We start from the raw sequence: 22,214 nt of genomic DNA on the forward strand, positions 1-22,214 counted from the left end.
ATTAGCTTGGTAGTTGCGCCAAATATTCGTCGTAAGTACCGGCAAAATCGCGCATGCCGGTTTCGGTCAGTTCGATGATGCGCGATGCCAATGACGACACAAATTCGCGATCGTGGCTGACAAACAATAAGGTGCCATCGTAGTGCTCAAGAGCTAAGTTGAGGGCTTCGATGGACTCCATATCCAAGTGGTTGGTGGGTTCATCCATGATCAAGATATTCGGGCGCTGCAGAATGAGCTTACCGAAAATCATCCGACCTTTCTCGCCACCTGACAAAATCGTAACCGGCTTCTTAATGTCATCTTGTGAGAACAACATGCGACCCAATACGCCACGAATCGCTTGTTCGTCGTGATGCGGTTGCTTCCATTGGCTCATCCAATCAAACACGGTCAGCTTTTCTTTGAACCAGTCGGCGTGATCCTGCGCGTAATAACCGATGTTGACGTTTTCTGACCACTTGATCAGGCCGCTGTCCGCTTGTTGTTGGCCAACCAAACACTTGAGCAAAGTTGTTTTACCGATACCGTTAGCGCCAATAATCGCGACTTTTTCGCCAACTTCGATCATCGCGCTGATATTGCGCAGCACTTGCAGGTCGTCAAAAGCTTTATGCACACCTTCCATTTCCAGCGCTAGACGATAGAGTTTTTTGTCTTGCTCAAAACGAATGTAAGGACTGATGCGGCTAGAGGCCTTGACTTCGGCCAGCTGGATCTTCTCAATTTGCTTAGCGCGCGACGTCGCCTGCTTAGCTTTTGAAGCGTTCGCTGAGAAGCGACTGACAAACTGCTGCAACTCAGCAATTTTCTCTTTTTTCTTGGCGTTGTCGCTAAGCAATTGTTCGCGCGCTTGGGTTGCTGCGAACATATACTGATCGTAGTTGCCAGGGTAGACGCGGAGCTCGCCGTAATCGATATCGGCCATGTGCGTGCAGACGCTGTTTAAAAAGTGACGGTCGTGCGAGATGATGATCATGGTCGCTTGGCGCTCGTTCAACACATTCTCCAGCCAGCGAATGGTGTTGATGTCCAAGTTGTTGGTCGGTTCGTCGAGCAGCATGATGTCTGGCTCAGAGAATAGTACTTGCGCAAGCAACACCCGTAGCTTCAAACCCGGCGCCAGCTCGCTCATCAAACCAAAATGTGCTTCTAATGGAATTCCCACGCCAAGCAGCAACTCGCCCGCTCGCGACTCAGCGGTGTAACCATCCATTTCGGCAAAGGCGACTTCAAGGTCGGCCACGCGCATGCCGTCGTCTTCACTCATTTCTGGCAAAGCGTAAATGCGATCACGCTCTGCTTTCACTTGCCAGAGCTCTTCGTGACCCATAATAACCGTGTCGACCACCGAGTACTGCTCGTACGCGAACTGGTCCTGGCGTAATTTACCGACGCGCATATTCGGCTCAATCGAGACATTTCCCGCTGACGGCTCTTGCTCGCCACTCAAAATTTTCATGAAGGTCGATTTACCGCAACCGTTGGCGCCAATCAGGCCGTAACGATTACCTTCACCAAATTTTACGGAAATGTTCTCAAATAGAGGCTTGGCACCAAATTGCATGGTGATATTTGCAGCAGAAATCACGATAGTATACCCGATGAAAAAATAGGCGCGTAATCTACGCGTTTTGGCGCGGAATTGCTAGGGAAGTTTTGTCTGATATCTTTACATTCTGCAGTGCTTGGACAACGATAGGGTTCCAAAGAGGGGTAAGCCATGAACTATTTAACCGCCACCGACATTGCGCGAGCGATTGCTGCAAATGAATTCAGTTCTGCTGCTGTCACCGAGCACTATTTACAGCGCATCGAGCAACACAACTCGCAGCTCAATGCGTATGTCGATGTCTATCGCAAGCAAGCCATGGCACAAGCGCAGCAACGTGACCACGACAGCGGCGCCCGCGGTCCGTTGCATGGCGTGCCGGTGTCGATTAAAGAATGTTATTTGTACGAAGGCACCCCGACCACACTCAATTATCCGCCGTTAAAGAACTATGTCGGCAAGCAAACATCGCCGTTGGTGCAGCGCCTCATTGACGCCGGTGCGGTGATTCTGGGCAAAACCAATGTGCCGCAACTATTGGCGGACAGCCAAACCTTCGGTCCGCTCTACCCAACTGCCAACAATCCGTTTGATTTGAGTCGCACGCCCGGCGGCAGTACCGGTGGTGGTGCAGCGGCACTCGCCGCAGACTTATGCGCGCTAGAACTTGGTAGTGATATTGGCGGCTCGATCCGTAATCCATCAGCGTATTGTGGTCTCTTTGGTCTAAAACCTACCGAGAATGGCCACAGCCACGATGGTCATGTGCCGCCCCTGCCTGAGCAAGAGCTTGGCTTTAGTGTGATGAATTGCACAGGCCCGTTGGCGCGCAGCCCAGAAGATCTCGAACTCGCCTTCCGCGTTCTGTATCCCGAGCAGCAACTGCAACTCGAAAGTAAGCCGCTCAGCGGCTATACCTTTGGTTACTTTGATACCTTTCATGGCCTAGAGGCTGGACAGTCGGTGCAGTCAGGTCTTGGCAAGCTCAAACGCTTGTTGGAAGCCCAAGGTGCGACGCTGAAACCCATCACCATTGACGCGCAGCTGGCGAAAAGAGTGATGGAACTATGGGCCGAATTCTTTGGTTTTTCGATTGCGCAGAATTTACCCTGGCTGATTCGTAAGATCTTTTACTTTAAATTCCGTCCCGCCCTGAAAGACAGCTCGCTCGATTTAATTCCTGCTTTGCAGCGCGGTTTGAGTCTTGATTTTATGCACTTTAGCCGCGCCTTACATTACCGCCGTGAAGTCATCGACGAGCTCAAGCATTGCTTTGCCGATTGTGATGCGGTGCTCAGCCCAACCGCGCTAGGTCCAGCATTTACACATAATCACAAGCATCGGCGCATTGCGCTCGATGGCGAGCAAATTCCTTACATGGATTACTGCTTCCCATTTGTGGCGTTGTTTAACCTTAGCGGACAGCCCGTGCTAACCGTGCCAACGGGTTGCGATTCCGATGGTTTACCGATTGGCATCTCCATAAGCGCGCCGCACCATCATGAAGGCCGACTGTTCAACATAGGAAAACTGCTGGCACAAAGCGGCTTGCAGTTCAGCCCACCCGAATAAAGTAACGAGTAACTAACGCTGTTCTAAGGTGTGCCAGATCCGCAAAACGATGATCACCTCAACGTGGATTGAATAGCGGACACAATAGCGCCCAAAGATCATGTCGCGCACGGTTCTGGGATCAGGTGCTTGAGGCACAGCAATACCGAGTTCGGGAAAGTGTTGCAGTAGCTTTAATCTCTCGATTAAGCTGGCAGCAATGCGTTTGGCAGCCTGAGGATCATGCTCAGCAATGAATGCACGAAGGCGTTGTAAATCAGCGATGGCTTCGTCCGTGTAAACCAGCTTTTTGCTCACTTTTTCGGTCCTTGCTGCTCAGCTTCGGTTCCCCATTGTGCAAGCCATTCATGCACACTATCTGCATCTACCACTCGACCTTGCGTAGCTGATTCCATCGCTTGTAAGGTCTCTTGCCAACGTTGCTGCTCAAGTTGTTGTTTGGCAAGGTACTCGACCAAGGCCTCTTTGATAACCCAACCTTTGCTACGATTGAGTTTAGTCGCAATGCTATCGAGCTCTTGTTCAACGTCATCTTGTAAACGAACAGTTGTAATTCCCATAGACCCTCCGAATAATTACAGCGTAATACATTGTAGTCGACGCTACAGGGTTCAGCCAGTCCGAAAGTTTTGCGCGACCTGTTGAGGATCGGTAAACTCAAGTTATCTTTTCACCAAAACGAGCAGAGAAGTATGGCCGCCTTTGGAACCCAATTCATGCCGCAAATGGCGTTAAGCCAATTTGATGGGCGCAAGTGGAGCGCACCAGCGATGGTGAGTTCTGACCACATCAGTTTGCACCCTGGTGCGCACGTATTGCACTACGCCAGTACTTGCTTTGAGGGGCTCAAAGCCTTTCGGCACGACGACGGCTCAGTGCATGTATTTCGTATGGACGCCAATATTGCGCGTTTGCAGCAAAGTACCGAACTGTTGGCACTCCCGGCATTCGAAGCGGACATGCTCGAGCAAATGATTCTGCAAGCATTAGCAGCTTTCAGCAGCGAGGTGCCGGAGCCGCCTGGAGCAATGTATATTCGCCCCACTCATATTGGCACCGAAGAAACCATTGGTAAGGCGGCTGCACCAAGCGCAACCTCGATGTTGTACGTATTGCTGTCTCCCGTAGGCGACTACTTCAGCGGTGGATTAAAGCCGTTGCGCTTGTTGTTGGAAGAGAACGGTTCGCGCTGTGCCGCCCACATGGGTATGGTCAAAAGCGGTGGCAACTACGCTAGTGCCTTGCAACCGATCATGCGGGCACGGGCGAGTGTGAAAGCTGACCAAGTGTTGTTCTGTCCGAATGGCGATGTGCAAGAAACGGGCGCCGCCAACTTTATGCTCATTGACGACAACGAAATCATCACCAAAGCGCTCGACAGCTCGTTTTTACACGGTATCACTCGGGACTCTATTTTGACCTTGGCGCGCGATGCCGGCATGAAAGTGAGCGAACGCGAACTCAGTGTTGATGAACTGGTTGAACGCGCCACTAAACCGCACGCCGAAGCGGCACTGTCCGGCACCGCCGCAGTGTTGACGCCAGTTGGCACACTGATCCGCGATGGCCAAGAATACCAAGTGGGCAACGGCGAGTTTGGTCCAGTTACCCAGCAGCTACGCGCAGCCTTGAATGCGGTGCAGTGGGGACAGAGCGAAGACCGGCACGGTTGGCTTAAGCGGGTTTGCTAGCGCTTTTGCGCTTTCTGTTGCGCTAAGTAACGATCAAGCTGATTCGCAAATTGCATGCGATCGCGGGCATTAAGCGGCGGCGGTCCGCCGCTTTGCACACCACTCGCACGCATGGTATCCATAAAATCGCGCACGTTCAGACGGGCGCCGACGTTCTCTTTGGTCAGTAACTCACCGCGCGGACTGAGTGCCGTTGCTCCTTTGGCAATCACTTCGGCGGCCAGCGGAATATCGCTGGTGATGACTAAGTCTCCGGCTTCACTCAAACGTACTATCTCGTTGTCGGCAACATCGAAGCCAGCCTGCACTTGCACGCTGCGGATCCACGGCGATGGCGGCGTGCGTAGCGATTGATTCGCGACGAGGACCAAGGCTGTTTTAGTGCGCTCCGCAGCGCGATACAGAATGTCTTTGATTACCGTCGGACAAGCGTCCGCATCTACCCAAATGGTCATTGATCGAGTCTCTCTAGGCACGCACGAAGATGCTGCTGCCAAAATGTCGGCGGTTGCTGCAGCGCATTGCGCCCGAGTGGAATTTCACACACACAGCGCCCCTGTTGCACCGCACGGGGTAATGGCAATACCAGTACCCCGTGCTCTTCGGCATAGTTGGTGACAGCACGAATCAGCGCTTCACGCTCGGCATTAATATGCAAATGAAACATGGTGGCCTGCGGCTCCTCAGGATTCACCTGCACACCCGGCAGCTCGTTGAGCAAGGGCGCTAATTCACGCGTATACACAGCAACCTGTGGCAACAAGACGAGATTATCCTCGAGCCCCTGTTCAGCCGCCAAAATATAAGGATACATCGAAATCAGATTACCGCCGGCTCTACGTGACCAGACGCGCGCCTGTGCGACAAATTCTGTCGCACCAACCAATACAGCACCGGCTATGCCGCCGAGATCTTTATACAGGCTCACGTAAACCGAATCAGCAAGCGCACAAATATCAGCAAAACTGCGGCCATAGTAGTTTTCACATTGCCACAAACGCGCGCCATCGATATGCACTGCAATGCCATGCTCACGCGCCCATGCAACTTGCTGTTGCAGCGCTTCCCAACTTGGCAATTGGCCGCCAATTTCGCGCATCGGTAGCTCAAGTACCAATGCAGCGCAGGATTTTGGCTGCGCAACGGCTTGCAAGTCCGCCAGCTGCAACACTTGTTCGGCAGCACCGACCACCTCACCGCTAAGGCCCCACAACTTTTGATAGCCATCTTGCTCGTGCAGAACCAAATGGGAAGTGGGATGCAACAGTACGCGATTGCGACCCGATGCTTCAGCATGAATGCGCAGGGCCATGGGCTGCGCCAGCGTGCCACTTGGCAAAAATAGGGCCGCGGGCTTGCCAAGTAGCTTGGCAAGCCGCTGCTCAAACTGTTCGATAATTGCACCCTGCCCGTAAACATCAGGGCTCTCATAACGCTCGGCCCGCTCTGCGCACACACGCAACATGGCTGCCATCGATAATGTGGGATGACGCAGCAACGAATGCTGAGCTGCTGCCGCAGCTTGCTGATAAGCTTGGGTTAAATCATTCATTTTCGACGCGATACCATAGCGCATATAAGGCTGGCACAAAGAGTAACGTGATCACTGTGCCAACACCAACACCACCGATCAAGACATACGCCAAAGGTCCCCAGAAACTGTCTTGGGTCAAAGGCACGAATGCTAACATCGCTGCTAAGGCGGTCAGCACCACTGGCCGCGCCCGTTGCACCGCAGCTTCCACAATGGCAGTAAAGGTTTGCATGCCGTCAGCCAAGTTGTCAGACACTTGCTGCGTCAAAATTAAGGTATTACGCATCAAAATACCGGCAAGGCCGGTCAAGCCAAGCAAGGCGACGAAGCCAAACGGCTGATTAAACAACAACAGCGCCAGCACCGCCCCGATCAGGCCCAGCGGTGCCGTCGCAAACACCATAAAGGTGCCGCTGAACGAACGCATTTGGAGCATGATAAAGATCAGCATGAAGGCCACCATAATCGGCTGCAGTTTTTGCAGCGAGCCTTCACCTTTATTCGACTGTTCAACTGAACCGCCGATTTGCATCGTATAACCAAGCGGCAGGTTCGTGCGTATCGACTCAAGTTGCTGCCATAGCTCGCTGGTTAAAGTGTTCGGCTGTGCTCCACGAATATCGGCCAACACATTGATATAATTTTCGCGATTATAACGCCGGATCACAGGTTCTTCCTGCGCCACTTCAAGCGCACCTAATTGGCGCAGCGGAATACGATCACCTTGCGCATTGAGCACCTCTAAGCTGGCAAAACGCTCGGGATCGATCGCCGCACCGCCCTCCCGCCCACGCACATGCACGGCGACCTGGCGGATATCCTCATAGAGCTCGGTAATAGGCTTACCCTCAACCAATAGCTGCAACTGCTCGGCTAAGCGGGTAGGCGTTAAACCATGCAACTGCAGCGCGTTAGCATCGAGATTCAGTCGATACACCGGAATGCGTTCATCCCACTCCATGTGCGTATTATGAGTATTCGGATGCTGCGCCACTACCTCTCGCACCTGATGACCGATGACCCGTAATTGGTCTGGATCAGGGCCCAACACGCGAAACGTGATCGGCCAATTGACGGGTGGACCATACAGCAAGCGATACACTCTCACGCGGGCCTCACTATAGGCGCCCTGTTCGATTTGATCTTGCAACAGTGCCATCAACGCATTGCGGCTTTGCTCATCAGCCGTCACCGCAACGATTTTAGCGAACGCAGGGTCCATCGGCTCTGGCGACGCACTAATGAAGAATCGTGGCGGCCCCCCACCAACGTAGCTTGCTACTGAACGAATATTATCTTGTTGGTTAATGACCGCTTCCAACCGTTGCACTACAGCATCGGTCTGCTGAATCGAGGTTCCCTGCGGCATATAAACACTGACAATCACTTCGGTACGGTCGGAATTCGGGAAGAATTGCTTTTGTACCAAGGTTGCCATGCCGACAATGCTCAAGACCAACAGAGCGATTGTCGCAACCACTACTGTTTTGCGGTTTTTGACGCAACGCTGGATCACTGCACGCAACTTTTGATACAGCTGCGAATTGTAGGCCTCTTCGCCATCGCCATGCGCACCGCGTGAGGGTGGCTTATCGCCAATCAAGCGCACCCCTAAGTAAGGCACAAAAATAACTGCCACCAGCCACGAAACAATCAGTGCGATACCGGTCACCCAGAAAATATTCCCGGCGTATTCACCAACGCCAGACTTCGCAAAACCAATCGGGAAAAACCCAGCCACTGTGACCAAGGTACCAAATAGCATTGGCGCGGCAGTCACCGTCCATGCATGCGAAGCGGCTCGGGTACTATTCCAGCCCTGATGAATTTTAACCAGCATCATTTCGACTGCAATAATAGCGTCGTCGACCAAAAGTCCTAACGCCAGTATCAACGCACCTAAGGTAATGCGATCGAGGTTAATACCCAGCAACAGCATCACCATAAACGTGATACCTAAGGTCAGCGGTACCGCCAAACCCACAATGACGCCAGCGCGGAAGCCAATTGCTAGAATACTCACTAGCATGACCACCCCGACTGCGACTAAAAACTTAACCTGAAATAAGCCGACAGCCTTATTGATGGCATCACTTTGGTCCGTTAGAACCTCCAGCGAGATACCCAACGGCAATTGCTGCTGCTCCGCTTCGATAAAATGGCCAAGATTTTCGCCAAGCTCCTGACCGTTGTAACCTTTTTGCATGACGACACCAAGCAGCAAGGCGTCCTCACCGCGGGAGCGGATTAAGTAACGCGCGGGCTCTTCGTAGCCGCGGCGAATTGTGGCAATGTCGCCAAGACTTACGATGCCATTGGCAGTTGCGATGGGTAACTGTGCTAGCTGCTGTGGATCGTCAATCAAACTATCGACGCGAATATGCAGACGCGCACCCTGAGTTTCGATACGTCCGGCGGGTAGCAGCTGATTATGCTGCTGAATCGCGTTGAAGATGGCTGTCGGCTCGATTCCGAGATTGAGCAAGCCAGCAGGATCAAATTCGACGTAAACGCGCTCTGCACGCTCACCTAGCAATAAGGCCTTGTGCACGCCAGCAACACGCTGCAAGCGATCACGAATCGCTTCTGCTTCGCGGGTTAATTCGCGCAACGGCAGCGCAGCGCCCTCGGCGTTCTCACCGGTGAGCGCAATTAGACTAAAGTAGACGTCGTTAAAGTCATCGATAACGATGGGGCCGACCACACCGGCGGGTAAATTGGGCCGTTCATCCAGCATGCGTTTGCGCACTTCGTAAAATAGCTCATTCACCTGTTCGGCTGGCGAATACTCATGAAATTCGACCAATATCGAGGCAAATCCCGGGCGAATCGTAGTGTCAATCCGATAGATGTATTCAACCTCTTGGATACGTTTTTCCAATCGGTCCACTACCTGATCCTGCAGCTGTTCAGCCGTTGCACCAGGCCAGTACGCTTGGACCGTCATGGCGCGCACGGTAAAGGCTGGATCTTCCGCGCGTCCCATCGACGTAAAAGCATAAATTCCAGCAATTACCGACAGCAGTAAGAAAAACAGGGTAACAGAGCGTTGTTTGACGGCAAGCGCCGAAAGGTTAGGAAAACTCATCGCTGCGCCTTCCGCACGGCAACGCCATTGGTCAGTTGGTGAGTGCCTGCCGCAATGATTTCGTCATCAGCGTTGAGCGCTGCTGTGACATAGGCGTATTCGCCATCGACACGATTAACACGAACCGGAACCGGTGTTGCTTTGCCCTGCACAAAACGCCATACCTGGCTGTCGCTGCAAACAATGGGGTCTGCCGATGAGCAGCGCATATCAACGGCCGATAATGGCACTACCCATGTTGCTTGCGCTGATTGTTTTAGGGCAACCTTCACGATACTACCTAATGGCAACGCCAGTGACTGCGACGCCTGATAACGGGCGCGTAAAGTTTTGCCTGATGCTGCCAAAGCGCCAGCGGTTTCGCGCAAACGTAAGGGTAGGCGTTGCTCTTCGAGCAATAGCTCAGCCGTTTGATACGCCGCAGGCTCCGCTAATGCAGTCGGGGGTAATAACACTTCGACTTCTGTCGCTCCTGCATAAGCAAACATTGCAACGGCTTGACCTGCAGTCACAACTTGATCTTGTTCTGCACTAAATTCCAATAACACACCGTTTGCCGGCGCTACTAACTGTGTGTCATCAAGCGCTTCTTGCGCTAGCGCAACGTTCGCTTGCGCAGCGTCACGTTGACGTTCAGCCTGCGTCAACTGCAATCTAAGTTGGTCACGTTGTTGTTGACTTGCCAACTCGGCGGCAATCAATTCCTCCACGCGGCGCAGTTCCGCCCGCGCATTGCTGACCGCAGCATCTGCTGCAGCTAGCTCAGCTTGGGCGGCTTGTAGGCGTTGTTCAAACTCGTAAGTTTGCAAACGCATAATCGGCTGCCCCTGCTGTAAAAGTGCACCGGCATTCTGCGTGCGCTGCGCGATGCGTCCTCCCACTTCAAATGCCAATGGCATCTCCGTTTGTGCGCGCACGATGCCAGAAAGTGTTGTCTGCTGCCCAGCTGCAGCCTGCGGTGCAATGACGCGCACCGGCAGTTCGATAGATTTAGCATTTTGCGCTTGCTCTGCTTGGCTGCAACCCACCAAGAGAATCATGACACCCACCAACAAGCTATAACGACGCAACATTTGAATTTCTCACCGTATTTTAGAATTAACTTAAGTATACATTTCTATGCAATGCAGCAAAGTGATTTAGCCAAGTTATTACGAATTAGAACGTAAACTCGATCTTACATCGAAAAAAACTATTAGGCTGGTCGCTTTATTAGCTTTTACTAAATCATCGAAAAAGACTATGGTTAGTCAGTAACGAAATCCGCGAAAGCTAAAAGGAGCTCTCCATGACCAATAAATCGACCGGAACATGCCCTGTAATGCATGGTGGTAACACTGCCACCGGTAAATCAAATATGGATTGGTGGCCGAATGCGCTCAACCTCGACATTCTGCACCAGCACGACCGCAAAACAAACCCTCTTGATCCTGACTTCAACTACCGCGAGGCACTCAAAGAACTTGATGTTGAAGCCTTGAAAAACGATGTCAAAGCATTGATGACAGACAGCCAAGATTGGTGGCCAGCTGATTGGGGTCACTACGGTGGCTTGATGATTCGTATGGCTTGGCACGCTGCCGGTTCCTACCGCGTGGCTGATGGTCGCGGTGGCGGCGGTACAGGTAACCAGCGCTTTGCGCCGCTGAACTCGTGGCCAGACAACGCCAACCTAGATAAAGCACGTCGTTTATTATGGCCTATCAAGAAAAAGTACGGCAACAAAATCAGCTGGGCTGACCTCATCATTCTTGCTGGCACCATGGCCTATGAGTCAATGGGCTTACCGGCCTATGGATTCGCTTTTGGTCGAAACGATATCTGGCATCCAGAAAAAGATATTTACTGGGGTTCAGAAACCGAATGGCTGGGCAAGACACGTTACGATGGTGAAGCAAGTGAAACGCTTGAGAACCCGCTAGCAGCTGTACAAATGGGCTTAATCTACGTCAACCCAGAGGGTGTAGATGGCAACCCTGACCCAATCAAAACAGCACACGATGTCCGCGTCACCTTTGCCCGTATGGCAATGAACGATGAAGAAACCGTTGCGCTGACGGCCGGTGGCCACACTGTCGGTAAATGTCACGGTAATGGCCGTGCCGAAAACCTCGGTCCAGATCCAGAAGCAGCTGACGTTGAAGAGCAAGGTCTTGGCTGGAACAATCACAAAACCCGTGGTATCGGACGCGACACTGTCACCAGTGGTATCGAAGGTGCCTGGACGACAGAACCTACCAAGTGGGATAACGGCTACTTCTACTTACTCTTGAACTACGACTGGGAGCTGAAAAAGAGCCCAGCCGGTGCTTGGCAGTGGGAACCGGTGAACATCAAAGAAGAAGATAAGCCTGTTGATGTAGAAGATCCTTCCATTCGCCATAACCCAATTATGACCGACGCCGATATGGCGATGAAAATGGATCCTGAGTATCGCAAGATTTCAGAGCGTTTCTATAACGATCCTGAGTACTTCTCAGAGGTGTTTGCGCGCGCTTGGTACAAACTTACCCACCGCGATATGGGTCCGCGTGACCGTTATTTGGGTCCTGATGTGCCGCAAGAAGAGCTCATTTGGCAAGATCCGATCCCTGCGGGCAGCAAAGATTACGATGTTGCAGCAGTTAAAGCGAAGATCGCAAAGACGAACTTGTCGATTAGCGAACTCGCTGCCACCGCTTGGGACAGTGCACGCACCTTCCGCGGTTCAGACATGCGTGGCGGTGCCAACGGGGCGCGGATTCGTCTCGCACCACAAAAGGATTGGGAGGGTAACGAGCCGGAGCGCTTACAAAAAGTACTCGCGCAACTTGAGCCGATTGCCACTGCAACTGGCGCCAGTATCGCTGACGTAATTGTCCTTGGCGGTAACTACGCCATCGAACAGGCTGCTAAAAATGCTGGCTTCGACATTGAAGTACCGTTTGCACCGGGTCGTGGCGATGCGACTTTGGAACAAACTGACGTTGACGGCTTCGAATGGCTGGAACCCGTGCATGACGGTTTCCGGAACTGGATGAAGAAGCATTACAGCGTCACTGCCGAGGAGTTGCTACTCGACCGCGCCCAGTTACTCGGTCTAACCGCTCCAGAAATGACCGTATTGCTTGGCGGTATGCGCGTACTTGGCACCAACTACGGTGGCAGTAAGCATGGGGTCTTCACTGACCGCGTCGGCAGCTTGACGAATGACTTCTTTGTCACTTTGACCGACATGAAATACAGCTGGAAACCAACTGGCCGTAACTCTTACGATATCGTTGAACGTAAGTCCGGTGAGACCAAATACACTGCCTCACGCGTCGATTTGGTATTCGGCTCCAATTCGATCCTACGCTCTTACTGTGAGCTTTATGCGCAAGACGATTCACAAGAAAAATTTGTGAAAGACTTCGTCAAAGCATGGACCAAGGTCATGAATGCCGACCGCTTCGACCTAGAAGCCTAGGCACCCCGCCCCATTCCCAACTCTCCTCGGGAATGGGGCATTTTTATCTCGCTCGAAGCTGTTGGTGAATTATCCACCGCTTGCTATAGTAAGCCCCGAAAACATCATTATAAGCAATGGAATGAAACAACTTTCGGCACTTCTCGGGGCGCTAGTCTTTGCGCTTTTACCACTATTGACGTTGGCCCAACCGACTTTTTCTACCAAGTCGGGCGATACGCCCGTGCCGCCACTCCCGGTCATTGAAAAGCCGCTCGACTTTTATACGCTCAACACTTGGAATGCCAACGATGGTCTACCGCACAACTCGGTAAACCGGATTACCCAAGACCATGAAGGCTATCTTTGGATTGCCACTTGGGAAGGCCCGGTTCGCTTTAATGGTCGTGAGTTCTTGGTTTACGACGACCTATCCGCATTAGGCGCCAGCGAAAATGGCGTGTTTGATATCTCTAGCGATGGCAGCGGTGAAACCGTTATTGCGAGTGGCCGCCGCGGCTTAATGTTGCGCCACAGCGAGCGCACTTGGCAGGTGCTTGCGAGTGCCGATGACTTTGTTCACGAAACGGTTGTGCTTGCGGATGGAACTTTGTGGGCAGCGGCTTCAAATGCGGGTGTCTTGCGCATTGACGCGAGCGGTGCGAGACGCTACTACACCGCACAGGATGGCTTACCTGATACCTACAGCCAACGGATTTTTACCACCGGCAATGATGCGGCTCTACCGCGCGCATTTCACCATGAACTTTGGGTTGGCACCGAGCAGGGGCTGGCGGTCTACGACGCCACAACAGACCGCTTCGAAGCCATTACTGCGCTCCCCGCCGAACTGGTTCGAGCGGTGCTACGCATGCAGTCCGGACATCTTGCTGTGGGCATGGCGTCTGGTCTCTATTTCTGCTCGCCAGAGCTGACGCGTTGTGGTCTTTACCAAGCTTTCTCCGAAGGTCGGGTTTCCAGCTTACTTGAAGGCGTCGATAATGAGCTGTGGGTGGGTACTTTCGCCCATGGCGTAGCCCGCATTACGGCGTCGGGCGTTGATTATTTTGGCGTCGAGCAAGGGCTGCCGAATCTACATGTACTCGACCTATTTCTCGATCAAGAACAAAATTTATGGCTGGGCACGCATGGTGGTTTGGTGCAAATGCGTAATGCCCTATTTACCAGTTTTACGCGCCGGCATGGGGCAAATGGCGAATTCGTTCGCGCCATTGAACAGACCACCGATGGCGCGATATGGGTTGGTAGCAGTGAGGGGCTCACACGCATCTTCGATCAATACGCGCAAAGTGTTGCTACCTCCCCACAGCTAGAGAACTTATCGATTCTCAGTCTTGCACCCTTGCCAGGCAACCAGCTATTGGTAGGGTCTCATACCGACGGTATCTTCTTACTGCAAGAAGGCAAAGTCACACACCAATTTGGTGTTCAACAAGGACTCAGCCTTGGCGAAGTCCGCAGTATTCTACCACTAGAAGGCAAGCGCGTATGGCTCGGTACTGCAAACGGTATTTTAGCGCTCACGCTTGATGACAAAGGCTTTCAACAGCAGTTTAGGCTCAATCGGGATGACGGCCTTGCCAGTGATTTTGTGGTCGGTCTTTATCAAGATCAGTGGACAACGATTTGGGCGAGCTCGATTGCCGGCCTGACCCGCCTTAAACCGCAACAGAACGGTGAGCTAAAGGTTGAAGCTATTGATTTAGCCGGCATTGGCAGTGCGCGCAACGTGTTCGCCATGACCGAACAACAACAACGACTGTGGTTTGCAACTGATCGCGGCTTGCTCATTTATCACCCTGAGACTGATCAATGGCAGCAACTTGCGCGCCAGCATGGCTTACCCTTTCATAGCTATTTTTCTATCGTATTTGATCGTGATGGACACCTTTGGCTCGGCAGCAGCCGCGGTATCGTGCGTATCGACCATAGCAGCCTTGTGCAGGTGTTGAATGGCGATACAGCAACACTCAATGTCCAACTTTTTAATAGCGCTGATGGTATTCACAATCATCAAACGAATGTTGGCGGTCCCTCAGCCAAGCTCGCTGAAGACGGGCGACTATGGTTTTCAACGGCGGGAGGCCCAGTAGTCGTCGATCCTGCATCATTACAACAGCAAGACTTATCACCGCCTCCTATCGTGCTGGAGCAAATAATTATTAACGATACACCTGTCGACCGCACACACGACTGGGACGGGGCCATTGAGCGTATCCGCTTGGCCTATGCCGGACTTGGTTTTCGCATGGCGCAACAACTTGAGTATCGCGTGCAGTTGCGCGGCTTCGATGAACAATGGGAGCAGCGCACACAAACGCAGGCTGAATACACTTCACTACCCGCAGGAAGCTTTGAGTTTGCCGCGCAGGTGCGTTATCCAGGCTCACAATGGTCTGAAGCCGTGACCTATAGTTTCACAGTACCTAATCGCTTTTATGAGACCCTAGGATTTTGGCTATTGATCCTCGTGTTGGGATCACTGACCACGTTTGGGCTCTTCCGCTGGCGGCTCTATGCCTTGCAACAATCAAGAAACACGCTGAAGCAATTGGTTAAAGAGCAAACCAAAGAATTGCAATTACTGGCGCACCAAGACGATTTAACGCGTCTGCCGAATCGCCGGGCATTTGATCAACAACTACGCCGACGATTCGCGCAAGCGCAGCAACAACAGCAGCCATTGTGTCTAGCGGTTATCGATGTCGACCACTTCAAACGTATCAATGACAAATATTTGCACGCGACCGGCGACCGTATCTTGCAGCGAGTGGCACAGCTTATCAGTCGTACCGTTAGGCAAGGCGATTTTGCCGCACGTTGGGGTGGTGAAGAATTTACCGTGTTGTTACCGAATACCCACCTTGCCGAAGCAAAAGAGGTATGCGAACGGATTCGACTTGCGATTGCGGCACAGGACTATAGTGATTTGAAGATTGAAGAGCCGGTCACGGTAAGTATCGGTATTGCTTGTAATACCCAAGGCGATGCGTCAGGGAAATTATTGGCTGCCGCAGATAAAGCTCTGTATGCTGCGAAAAAAGGCGGTCGTAACTGTATTCGGACAGAGGCCTAGCGCCCGATTTATCGTATGACCACCTGATTGCGTCCACTCGATTTACCTTGATATAAAGCATCATCCGCGTGTTTGAGCAGCTGTTCTAGACCTACTTTTGCATCAGCTTGTGCCGTCACACCGAAGGTAGCGGTTACCGCCAATTGCTGCCCCTGCACTTCAATTAACATCTCAGCAATAGCTTTTCGTAATGCCTCACAAACACGCACCGCACTCTCAGCGTCAGTATTAGGCAGCAACAAAATAAACTCCTCACCGCCCCAGCGCCCAATAAAATCATCTTTGCGTAAACGTTGCTGCAAAATGCTCGCAATGCGCCGCAGCACTTCATCACCGACATCGTGACCATAACGGTCGTTGACTTGCTTAAAATAATCCACATCCAGCAGCACTAATGCAATAGCTTCGTTGCGCTGGGCAAGAAGCTGTTGCGTCTGGAGGAAACATTCACTAAAACCACGACGATTCAAGAGTCCAGTCAACGGATCCGTTTGTGATTGGCGAAGTAACTGGGCATTCGCTTGTTCGAGCTCTCGCGTGCGTATTTGCACCTCTTCATCAAGCCTCTTATTCACGGCTTCAAGGGCACGGAAACGTAGCCTCAGCAGCAGATAAACCGCAAGCCCCAAGAGCACGACTGCTAACACGAGTGCCCAAGTCGTTTGCCACCAAGGCCGTAAGACGCGAATTGCCAACTCGGTCGGCTGTGACGATACAATACCTTGACTATTGCGCCCCTCAATTTGCAAGACATAATCCCCTGCCGCCAGGCCAGCAAAAGAAATTTCACGATTGAAACTCCAATCACTCCACTCGTCATCGGCACCGAGCAAACGATAGCGCCCGCTATTGCGAGTTGCGTCATGAAAATCTAGCACGCTGTATTGCACCACAAAACTGCGTTCTTCAGGCGCCAAAGTAAGTTGCGAGGCTGCGAAACCTAACTCGGGACTTCGGTTTTCACCACTGATCACCAATTCCGTGAGAGCTACCTGCGGACTTTCTGGATTCAACGAAATCGCAGCAGGATCAAAGCTAACTGCACCCTTTACTGAACCAACAGTCAGTCTTCCAGCAGAATTCATGTCCACCGACTGGCGCAGCATTACCTCTGCGGGTAAACCATCGCTCAGACCGAAATTAATAATGCTCTTCGTGGTCGCGTCGTAACGCGCCAAACCTAGGCTAGTGAGGAACCAGATAAACCCTTCGTTGTCCGCGTGCACACCCACAACGCGATCAGAAGGTAAGCCATGTTTCATACTCAATAGTTGTTGAGTGCCATCCGCTAGGTTTACCTGCCATACCCCCTCAATACTACAAAGCCAGAGCGTTGCGGGAGGTTCAGCGTAAACGCACAAGAAGTCATCGCCACCTGAGGCCTCCGGGGGCTTGATCGCTATTGATTGCCATTGCTCGCTATCATTCGCGCGCTGGAATACCCCGGAATAGCGAGTTACCGCAAAATAGCCGAACTGCTCCAAGTACGCGATGTCATACACTTGATTGCCACGTAAACCTGCAAGCCCTTGGAACTCCCAAGTGGCGGTCTGCGTGGTAAGATTAAATCTCGCGATACCCTCGCCCCAAAAAGCCAGTAGTAACTCATCATCACTTATGGGAAAAATTTCATTCACTGCTTGATCGCTAAGAGCTAACTGTTCATGCAGTAGGGTAAAACGTTCAAGTTTTTTAGGGTTGTTGGCGTCCGCTCGATAGAGCCTAGTATTGGTTGCGACCCAAAGCGTATCGTCCGTATCGACAAACAGCGTTTCGACCTGATTAACGAAATCTTCTGGTGGAAAGGAGAGCATCTGCCAAGCCTGCGTTTGCGCGTCTTGATGCAGCACGCCCTCAGCGAAGCCAAGCCATAAATCATCATCTGCGTCGTAGTAAACCACATTTGTGGCGCGCTGATCAGGGAGTCCAAGCGCGGTCAACTGATCGCTATCGATGGTGGTGGTAAAATTCTGCCGATCGCGGCGGCCAAAAAAGATACCTTGATCGCGGGCTCCCACCCACATATCGCCGACGCTATCGAAGGCTATGGAGCGCACATCAACTTCGGCAAGCTTGCTCCAACCCCCCTGCAATTCGATGTATTGCTTGCGCTCCCGATCGATCAAATACAGACCACCGGCACCGCCCGACCAAAAGGTGCCATCATCGGCGGCAAAAGGATCGCTCAATAAGACATTTGAACGCACCTGACTAAGGTTGTCCGCCCCAGCCGGAAAAGTCACTGGTTCGAATTGTTGATGCTCTTGGTTGAAGAAAAACACACCGAAGTCGGTTCCGATCCAAACTTCCTCATCGAACACGGCTACCGTGCGAATTTCATTTTGTCGGTTGGGTCCTTCGTCCGCCGCGTTCAGCAGATAATGTTGCCATTGAGCCAAGTCTAGACTCAATTGGTACAATCCTTGTGAAGTTGCCACCCACAAGGAATCGTTACTCTCAGCGAGCCACCAAATACGTTGCCTGCGCAACGGATGCTCGGCCGGCAAACCTTGCATCTGCCAATCGCCGCCGGCAATGTCCTCGAGGTAACTCAGGCCATTTAAGGTGCCGACCCAAAGTCGTTGTCGTGAGTCTTGAAACAGCGTTTGGACACGATCATCACGCAGCGATGCAGGACTGTCGGTGCTGTGCATGTAACGCCGTGAAACCTGTGTGTTCGCGTTCCAACTGACGAGCCCATTGCCCCAGGTTGCCGCCCACAGTTTTTCATCAGAGCTCAGTAATAACGAGGAATAACTGACTCGCTGACCAGAAGGAAACAGGTATTGCGACCACGGCTCGTAGTCGTAGCCATCGTAACGCAGTACGCCATCAGTATCGGTTGCAAACCAAAGAAAATCATGCGAGCTTCGATAGATAGCGTAGACCGAAGACTGCCGACCACCTAGTTGATCGGAAAGTCGCTCAAACTGGTTAAACTCAACGGTTTTTGCATGACCGATCGAGAGCTGCAAGCAACCAAGGACGACCAGCAAAATTTTTACTACAATCAATCGCATATTCACTCGCTGAATAGCAGAGAATAGTTTCAATGCTACACTACTAACGGTGTTATCATTGTGACCAATTTATAACACTTTTCCTATACTTATCTGCGGAAAAAATCAGGTCCGAACGAAGAGTGGCGACGGGAGCACACTGAATGGATAACCCAATCAACCAAGGATTGTTCGAGCTTGCCGTTGAGCAAACTTTTGACTCAGTGCTGATCACCACTGCTGAACTTGACTTGCCGGGTCCACAAATTGTGTATGCTAATAACGCGTTTTGTGAGCGTACCGGATATTCTCGCGCAGAGCTGATGGGGCAAACACCGCGTATTTTGCAAGGTCCTTTAACCGACAGGAAGGTGCTTAAACGCCTACGCCAGAATCTCGAACAAGGGGTGCGTTTTGAGGGTGCAACCATCAACTATCGCAAAGACGGCACACCCTATATCGTGCATTGGAGCATTAGCCCAATGCGCAACGAGGCCGACGAGATCACGCATTTTGTCTCAGTACAACGCGACATCACTCATGAGAGTCAGTTAGAGACCTTTAACCAGCGCTTATTAGATAGTCTTGGCGAAGGTGTGTTTGGCATTGATACCCAAGGCAATTGCACTTTTGTGAATCCAGCAGCACTCAAGGCGTTAGGTTATGAAAATGAAGATGAGTTGATTGGGCAAAATAGTCACACCTTGATCCATCACTCACATCCGGATGGGAGTGATTATCCGCTTAAAGATTGTCCCATTTTTCAGATCATGCGAGATGGCACTGTGGTCGAGCCTTGGCGCGATCACTTTTGGACCAAACAAGGTAAGCTCATCCCCGTTGAAGTGGCGGCAACTCCGCTCATGCCGGGCGTTGATGATTTGTTTGGCGGCGTCTTTATTTTCCGTGATATTTCCGAACAAATTCAGCTTGAAGAAGAGCTCAAAGCCGCTGCCAGCCACGACCAGCTCACCGGTGCTTATAACCGCCGGTTCGGTGACCAAATCTTGCACAAAGAGTTGGCACGCTTCAACCGATTACAACAACCCATCTCACTGGTGTTGGCCGACATTGATCACTTCAAACAAATTAATGACGCCAATGGCCATTTAGTTGGTGATGATGTACTGCAAGAATTCGTCCAAGCTATCGAAGCGCGTCTACGCGAAACCGATTACCTTGTGCGTTGGGGTGGCGAGGAATTCTTGATCATTTTGCCAAATACCACGCGCGATGGTGCCGCAGAACTTGCCGAAAATCTGCGTCATGAAGTTTCGCAACGCACTTTCTCCGACGCTGATATCAAACTGACCGCTTCGTTTGGCATCAGCCAGATCAACTCAAATGATACCATCGAAAGCTGGTTACAACGTGCTGATAAAGCACTCTATCAAGCCAAAAATGAGGGTCGCAATCAAGTCAAAAAAGGTGAGTAATCGCTTTATTGACTTCTGTCTATTCTAGACTCATAGAAGCCACCGGCCTAGCAGGTGGCTCGCGCTCGAACTCACCAAGCTAACGGAAAGGCAATCACTACGACTACCGCCCATAGTACATAGATCGGGATGTAGCGGGTTTGCCATTGCTCAACGGCATGGAAACCACTGCGCGCTCGGACGAACTTGAAGTAATGCCATGCATAGCCCGCAAGACTTACTAACAGCACTAAGTTCTCTCCCAAAGCAGCCGTACGGTTGGCAGTGAAGCCGAGGTCACCGATGCGCATGCTAATTGCGCTCAACGCCAGCATATCCACAATTAAAGCGACCGCAATCAAGTACAAAGTCAGATAATCCATGAGGCTGACTGCCTTGCTCGAATCCCGCGCGGATACGCTGTACATTACCAACGCCAGCACGATCACTAGCAGCAAATCGAGCGCAATTAACACGTCGCGTTCAATCGCAAAACCTTGCCCAGTGACAATCATTGTCACCACCAGTAAAGTCAACATAAGTGCCAACAACGGCGTGAAAATCCGTGCCAAAACAGGTGCCATATTCTCCACTGCGGCTTGTTTGGCTTCCACCAACCAGCCGGCAATGACCACAGCTCCCATAGCGCCGCAAGGGATCACCCATTGTTGCACGATGGTTTCGATTTCAACCCCGATGAAGTAAAACAAACCCAACGTCAGCGCGCTCAAAACGCCACCACCAAGGGCTATTAGCACAAAATAAATGAAGTACTCGCCGGAATAGCGAATAAAATCCATGCGTTTCGCGAACGACCGCCACCAATCACCGGTGTAGGTAAGCCCGACCAGGAACCACAACACCAAAGGTAAATGAATGATGACCAGTTGTTTACTTGCGTCCGATGCATTTAGCACCACCCCTTGCAGCCAAAGCAACAACGCACCACTGACACCGGCGACCAAGAACAGTCCCTTGGCACCCAATTGCCGTTGCCAAATAAAGTAGCAAGCTAAAAATGGCAAACAAAACAAAGACAAATGCGTAGCGTAAAACCAGTCGGCATTAACCGCATCGAAGCTCATGCCGAGCCAACTTGGTAGTTTAATCGCAAGCGCGGCACAGATTGCCAAAACAAACGCAGTCACCATTTGTCGACCCAACCAATGAGTGTCCTGTTCAGCTAAATTAAATTGTCGCCAGAGGCGTCCCGAATAGACTTCAGCGTACTCACGCGTGACCTCGTTGAGATTTCCCACCCGACGACTGGCGATCAGAAAGGCTTCATCTGCGCGCAACCCTTGCGCACGCAACGCATCCATTTGATCAAGTAGGTGCGACTCCAGTTCATCAATGTCGGCCGCAGTCAGCGCCGCGTGCCGGGTTAAATGCGCACGCCAATCAGCAAGAGCTTGCTCGACGTTGAAGGCGTTAGGCTGGTAAGTAGTCATCGTTGGCTCCTTGTGCCATGTCGTGCCAAATACGGTTCAAAGCCGCATTAATGACTTGCCATTGCTGGCGTTGCTCACTCAACGTCTGCTGCCCTAACTGCGTCACACTATAATATTTGCGCTTGCGCCCAGTGTCCTTGGCCGCACCCCATCGAGAAACCAGCAACCCTTGCTGCTCGAGTCGATGAAGTAACGGATAGAGCATGCCATCGGTCCAGTTCATTACGCCACCGGACAATTCTTCAACGCGCTTTACTATCTCATAGCCGTACGTTTCACCCTCAGCAATGATGCCAAGCACCAGCGGTGTCGATGAAGCAGCGATGAGATCTTTGGATAGATTCATCATAAAGTCCTTATACCTAGAACAACTAGGTATAAATTTATA

General features: G+C 51.8%; 15 protein-coding genes. 5 read left to right on the forward strand and 10 right to left on the reverse strand.

Annotation, left to right across the window (positions count from 1 at the left end; translation table 11 throughout):
- Position 1: 1 nt before the first annotated feature.
- A complete protein-coding gene (locus tag IDAT_RS10430) occupies positions 2 to 1,591 on the reverse strand; it encodes an ABC-F family ATPase (RefSeq protein WP_034733408.1) in 1,590 nt (529 codons plus the stop codon).
- Between the two features lie 132 nt (positions 1,592 to 1,723).
- Here IDAT_RS10430 and IDAT_RS10435 point away from each other — a divergent pair, with 132 nt between their 5' ends.
- Positions 1,724 to 3,124 carry an amidase gene (locus IDAT_RS10435; RefSeq protein WP_034733409.1) on the forward strand — a complete coding sequence of 467 codons (1,401 nt, stop codon included), beginning with the start codon at positions 1,724 to 1,726 and terminating at the stop codon, positions 3,122 to 3,124.
- A gap of 12 nt (positions 3,125 to 3,136) precedes the next feature.
- Here the strand turns inward: IDAT_RS10435 and IDAT_RS10440 are convergent, their stop codons facing one another.
- Together IDAT_RS10440 and IDAT_RS10445 are read right to left on the reverse strand one after the other, a co-directional pair.
- Positions 3,137 to 3,421, reverse strand: coding sequence for a type II toxin-antitoxin system RelE/ParE family toxin (locus IDAT_RS10440; protein WP_034733410.1), 285 nt, complete (start codon positions 3,419 to 3,421; stop codon positions 3,137 to 3,139).
- Positions 3,418 to 3,684, reverse strand: coding sequence for a CopG family ribbon-helix-helix protein (locus IDAT_RS10445; RefSeq protein WP_034733411.1), 267 nt, complete (start codon positions 3,682 to 3,684; stop codon positions 3,418 to 3,420). The genes IDAT_RS10440 and IDAT_RS10445 overlap by 4 nt, the downstream gene beginning before the upstream one ends.
- A gap of 87 nt (positions 3,685 to 3,771) precedes the next feature.
- Between IDAT_RS10445 and IDAT_RS10450 the strand changes: the two genes are divergently transcribed.
- The gene (locus IDAT_RS10450) at positions 3,772 to 4,815 is read left to right on the forward strand and encodes a branched-chain amino acid aminotransferase (RefSeq protein ID WP_280113587.1); all 1,044 of its coding nucleotides are present in this window, start codon (positions 3,772 to 3,774) and stop codon (positions 4,813 to 4,815) included.
- On the opposite strand, the gene IDAT_RS10455 is transcribed toward IDAT_RS10450, so the two are convergent.
- Genes IDAT_RS10455 through IDAT_RS10470 form a run of 4 tightly spaced genes read right to left on the reverse strand, consistent with a single transcriptional unit; the run spans position 4,812 to position 10,510 of the window.
- A complete protein-coding gene (locus tag IDAT_RS10455; protein WP_034733413.1) occupies positions 4,812 to 5,270 on the reverse strand; it encodes a YaiI/YqxD family protein in 459 nt (152 codons plus the stop codon). The genes IDAT_RS10450 and IDAT_RS10455 overlap by 4 nt on opposite strands.
- Positions 5,267 to 6,367 carry a threonine aldolase family protein gene (locus IDAT_RS10460; protein ID WP_156099517.1) on the reverse strand — a complete coding sequence of 367 codons (1,101 nt, stop codon included), beginning with the start codon at positions 6,365 to 6,367 and terminating at the stop codon, positions 5,267 to 5,269. The genes IDAT_RS10455 and IDAT_RS10460 overlap by 4 nt, the downstream gene beginning before the upstream one ends.
- Positions 6,360 to 9,437, reverse strand: coding sequence for an efflux RND transporter permease subunit (locus IDAT_RS10465; protein WP_034733415.1), 3,078 nt, complete (start codon positions 9,435 to 9,437; stop codon positions 6,360 to 6,362). The genes IDAT_RS10460 and IDAT_RS10465 overlap by 8 nt, the downstream gene beginning before the upstream one ends.
- Entirely contained in the window at positions 9,434 to 10,510 is a 1,077-nt protein-coding gene (locus IDAT_RS10470) for an efflux RND transporter periplasmic adaptor subunit (protein WP_034733416.1), read from the reverse strand. The genes IDAT_RS10465 and IDAT_RS10470 overlap by 4 nt, the downstream gene beginning before the upstream one ends.
- Before the next feature lie 215 nt (positions 10,511 to 10,725).
- On the opposite strand from IDAT_RS10470, the gene katG reads away from it, so the two are divergent.
- Complete coding sequence (katG, locus tag IDAT_RS10475) at positions 10,726 to 12,885, forward strand: catalase/peroxidase HPI (RefSeq protein ID WP_034733417.1); 2,160 nt, start codon at positions 10,726 to 10,728, stop codon at positions 12,883 to 12,885.
- A gap of 121 nt (positions 12,886 to 13,006) precedes the next feature.
- A complete protein-coding gene (locus IDAT_RS10480) occupies positions 13,007 to 15,961 on the forward strand; it encodes a ligand-binding sensor domain-containing diguanylate cyclase (RefSeq protein WP_034733418.1) in 2,955 nt (984 codons plus the stop codon).
- Between the two features lie 8 nt (positions 15,962 to 15,969).
- On the opposite strand, the gene IDAT_RS10485 is transcribed toward IDAT_RS10480, so the two are convergent.
- Complete coding sequence (locus IDAT_RS10485; RefSeq protein WP_034733419.1) at positions 15,970 to 18,981, reverse strand: ligand-binding sensor domain-containing diguanylate cyclase; 3,012 nt, start codon at positions 18,979 to 18,981, stop codon at positions 15,970 to 15,972.
- 143 nt (positions 18,982 to 19,124) lie between these two features.
- Here IDAT_RS10485 and IDAT_RS10490 point away from each other — a divergent pair, with 143 nt between their 5' ends.
- Positions 19,125 to 20,396 carry a sensor domain-containing diguanylate cyclase gene (locus IDAT_RS10490; RefSeq protein ID WP_034733420.1) on the forward strand — a complete coding sequence of 424 codons (1,272 nt, stop codon included), beginning with the start codon at positions 19,125 to 19,127 and terminating at the stop codon, positions 20,394 to 20,396.
- A gap of 71 nt (positions 20,397 to 20,467) precedes the next feature.
- Here the strand turns inward: IDAT_RS10490 and IDAT_RS10495 are convergent, their stop codons facing one another.
- Both IDAT_RS10495 and IDAT_RS10500 read right to left on the reverse strand, forming a co-directional pair.
- Positions 20,468 to 21,826 (reverse strand): permease prefix domain 1-containing protein, encoded by a 1,359-nt coding sequence (locus IDAT_RS10495; RefSeq protein WP_034733421.1) that lies wholly within the window; start codon positions 21,824 to 21,826, stop codon positions 20,468 to 20,470.
- The gene (locus IDAT_RS10500) at positions 21,807 to 22,175 is read right to left on the reverse strand and encodes a PadR family transcriptional regulator (protein ID WP_244441644.1); all 369 of its coding nucleotides are present in this window, start codon (positions 22,173 to 22,175) and stop codon (positions 21,807 to 21,809) included. Before IDAT_RS10500 ends, IDAT_RS10495 begins: the two co-directional genes overlap by 20 nt.
- Between the last annotated feature and the right edge of the window lie 39 nt (positions 22,176 to 22,214).

This window comes from Pseudidiomarina atlantica, assembly GCF_000753735.1.
GTDB classification, from domain to species: Bacteria; Pseudomonadota; Gammaproteobacteria; order Enterobacterales; family Alteromonadaceae; genus Pseudidiomarina; species Pseudidiomarina atlantica.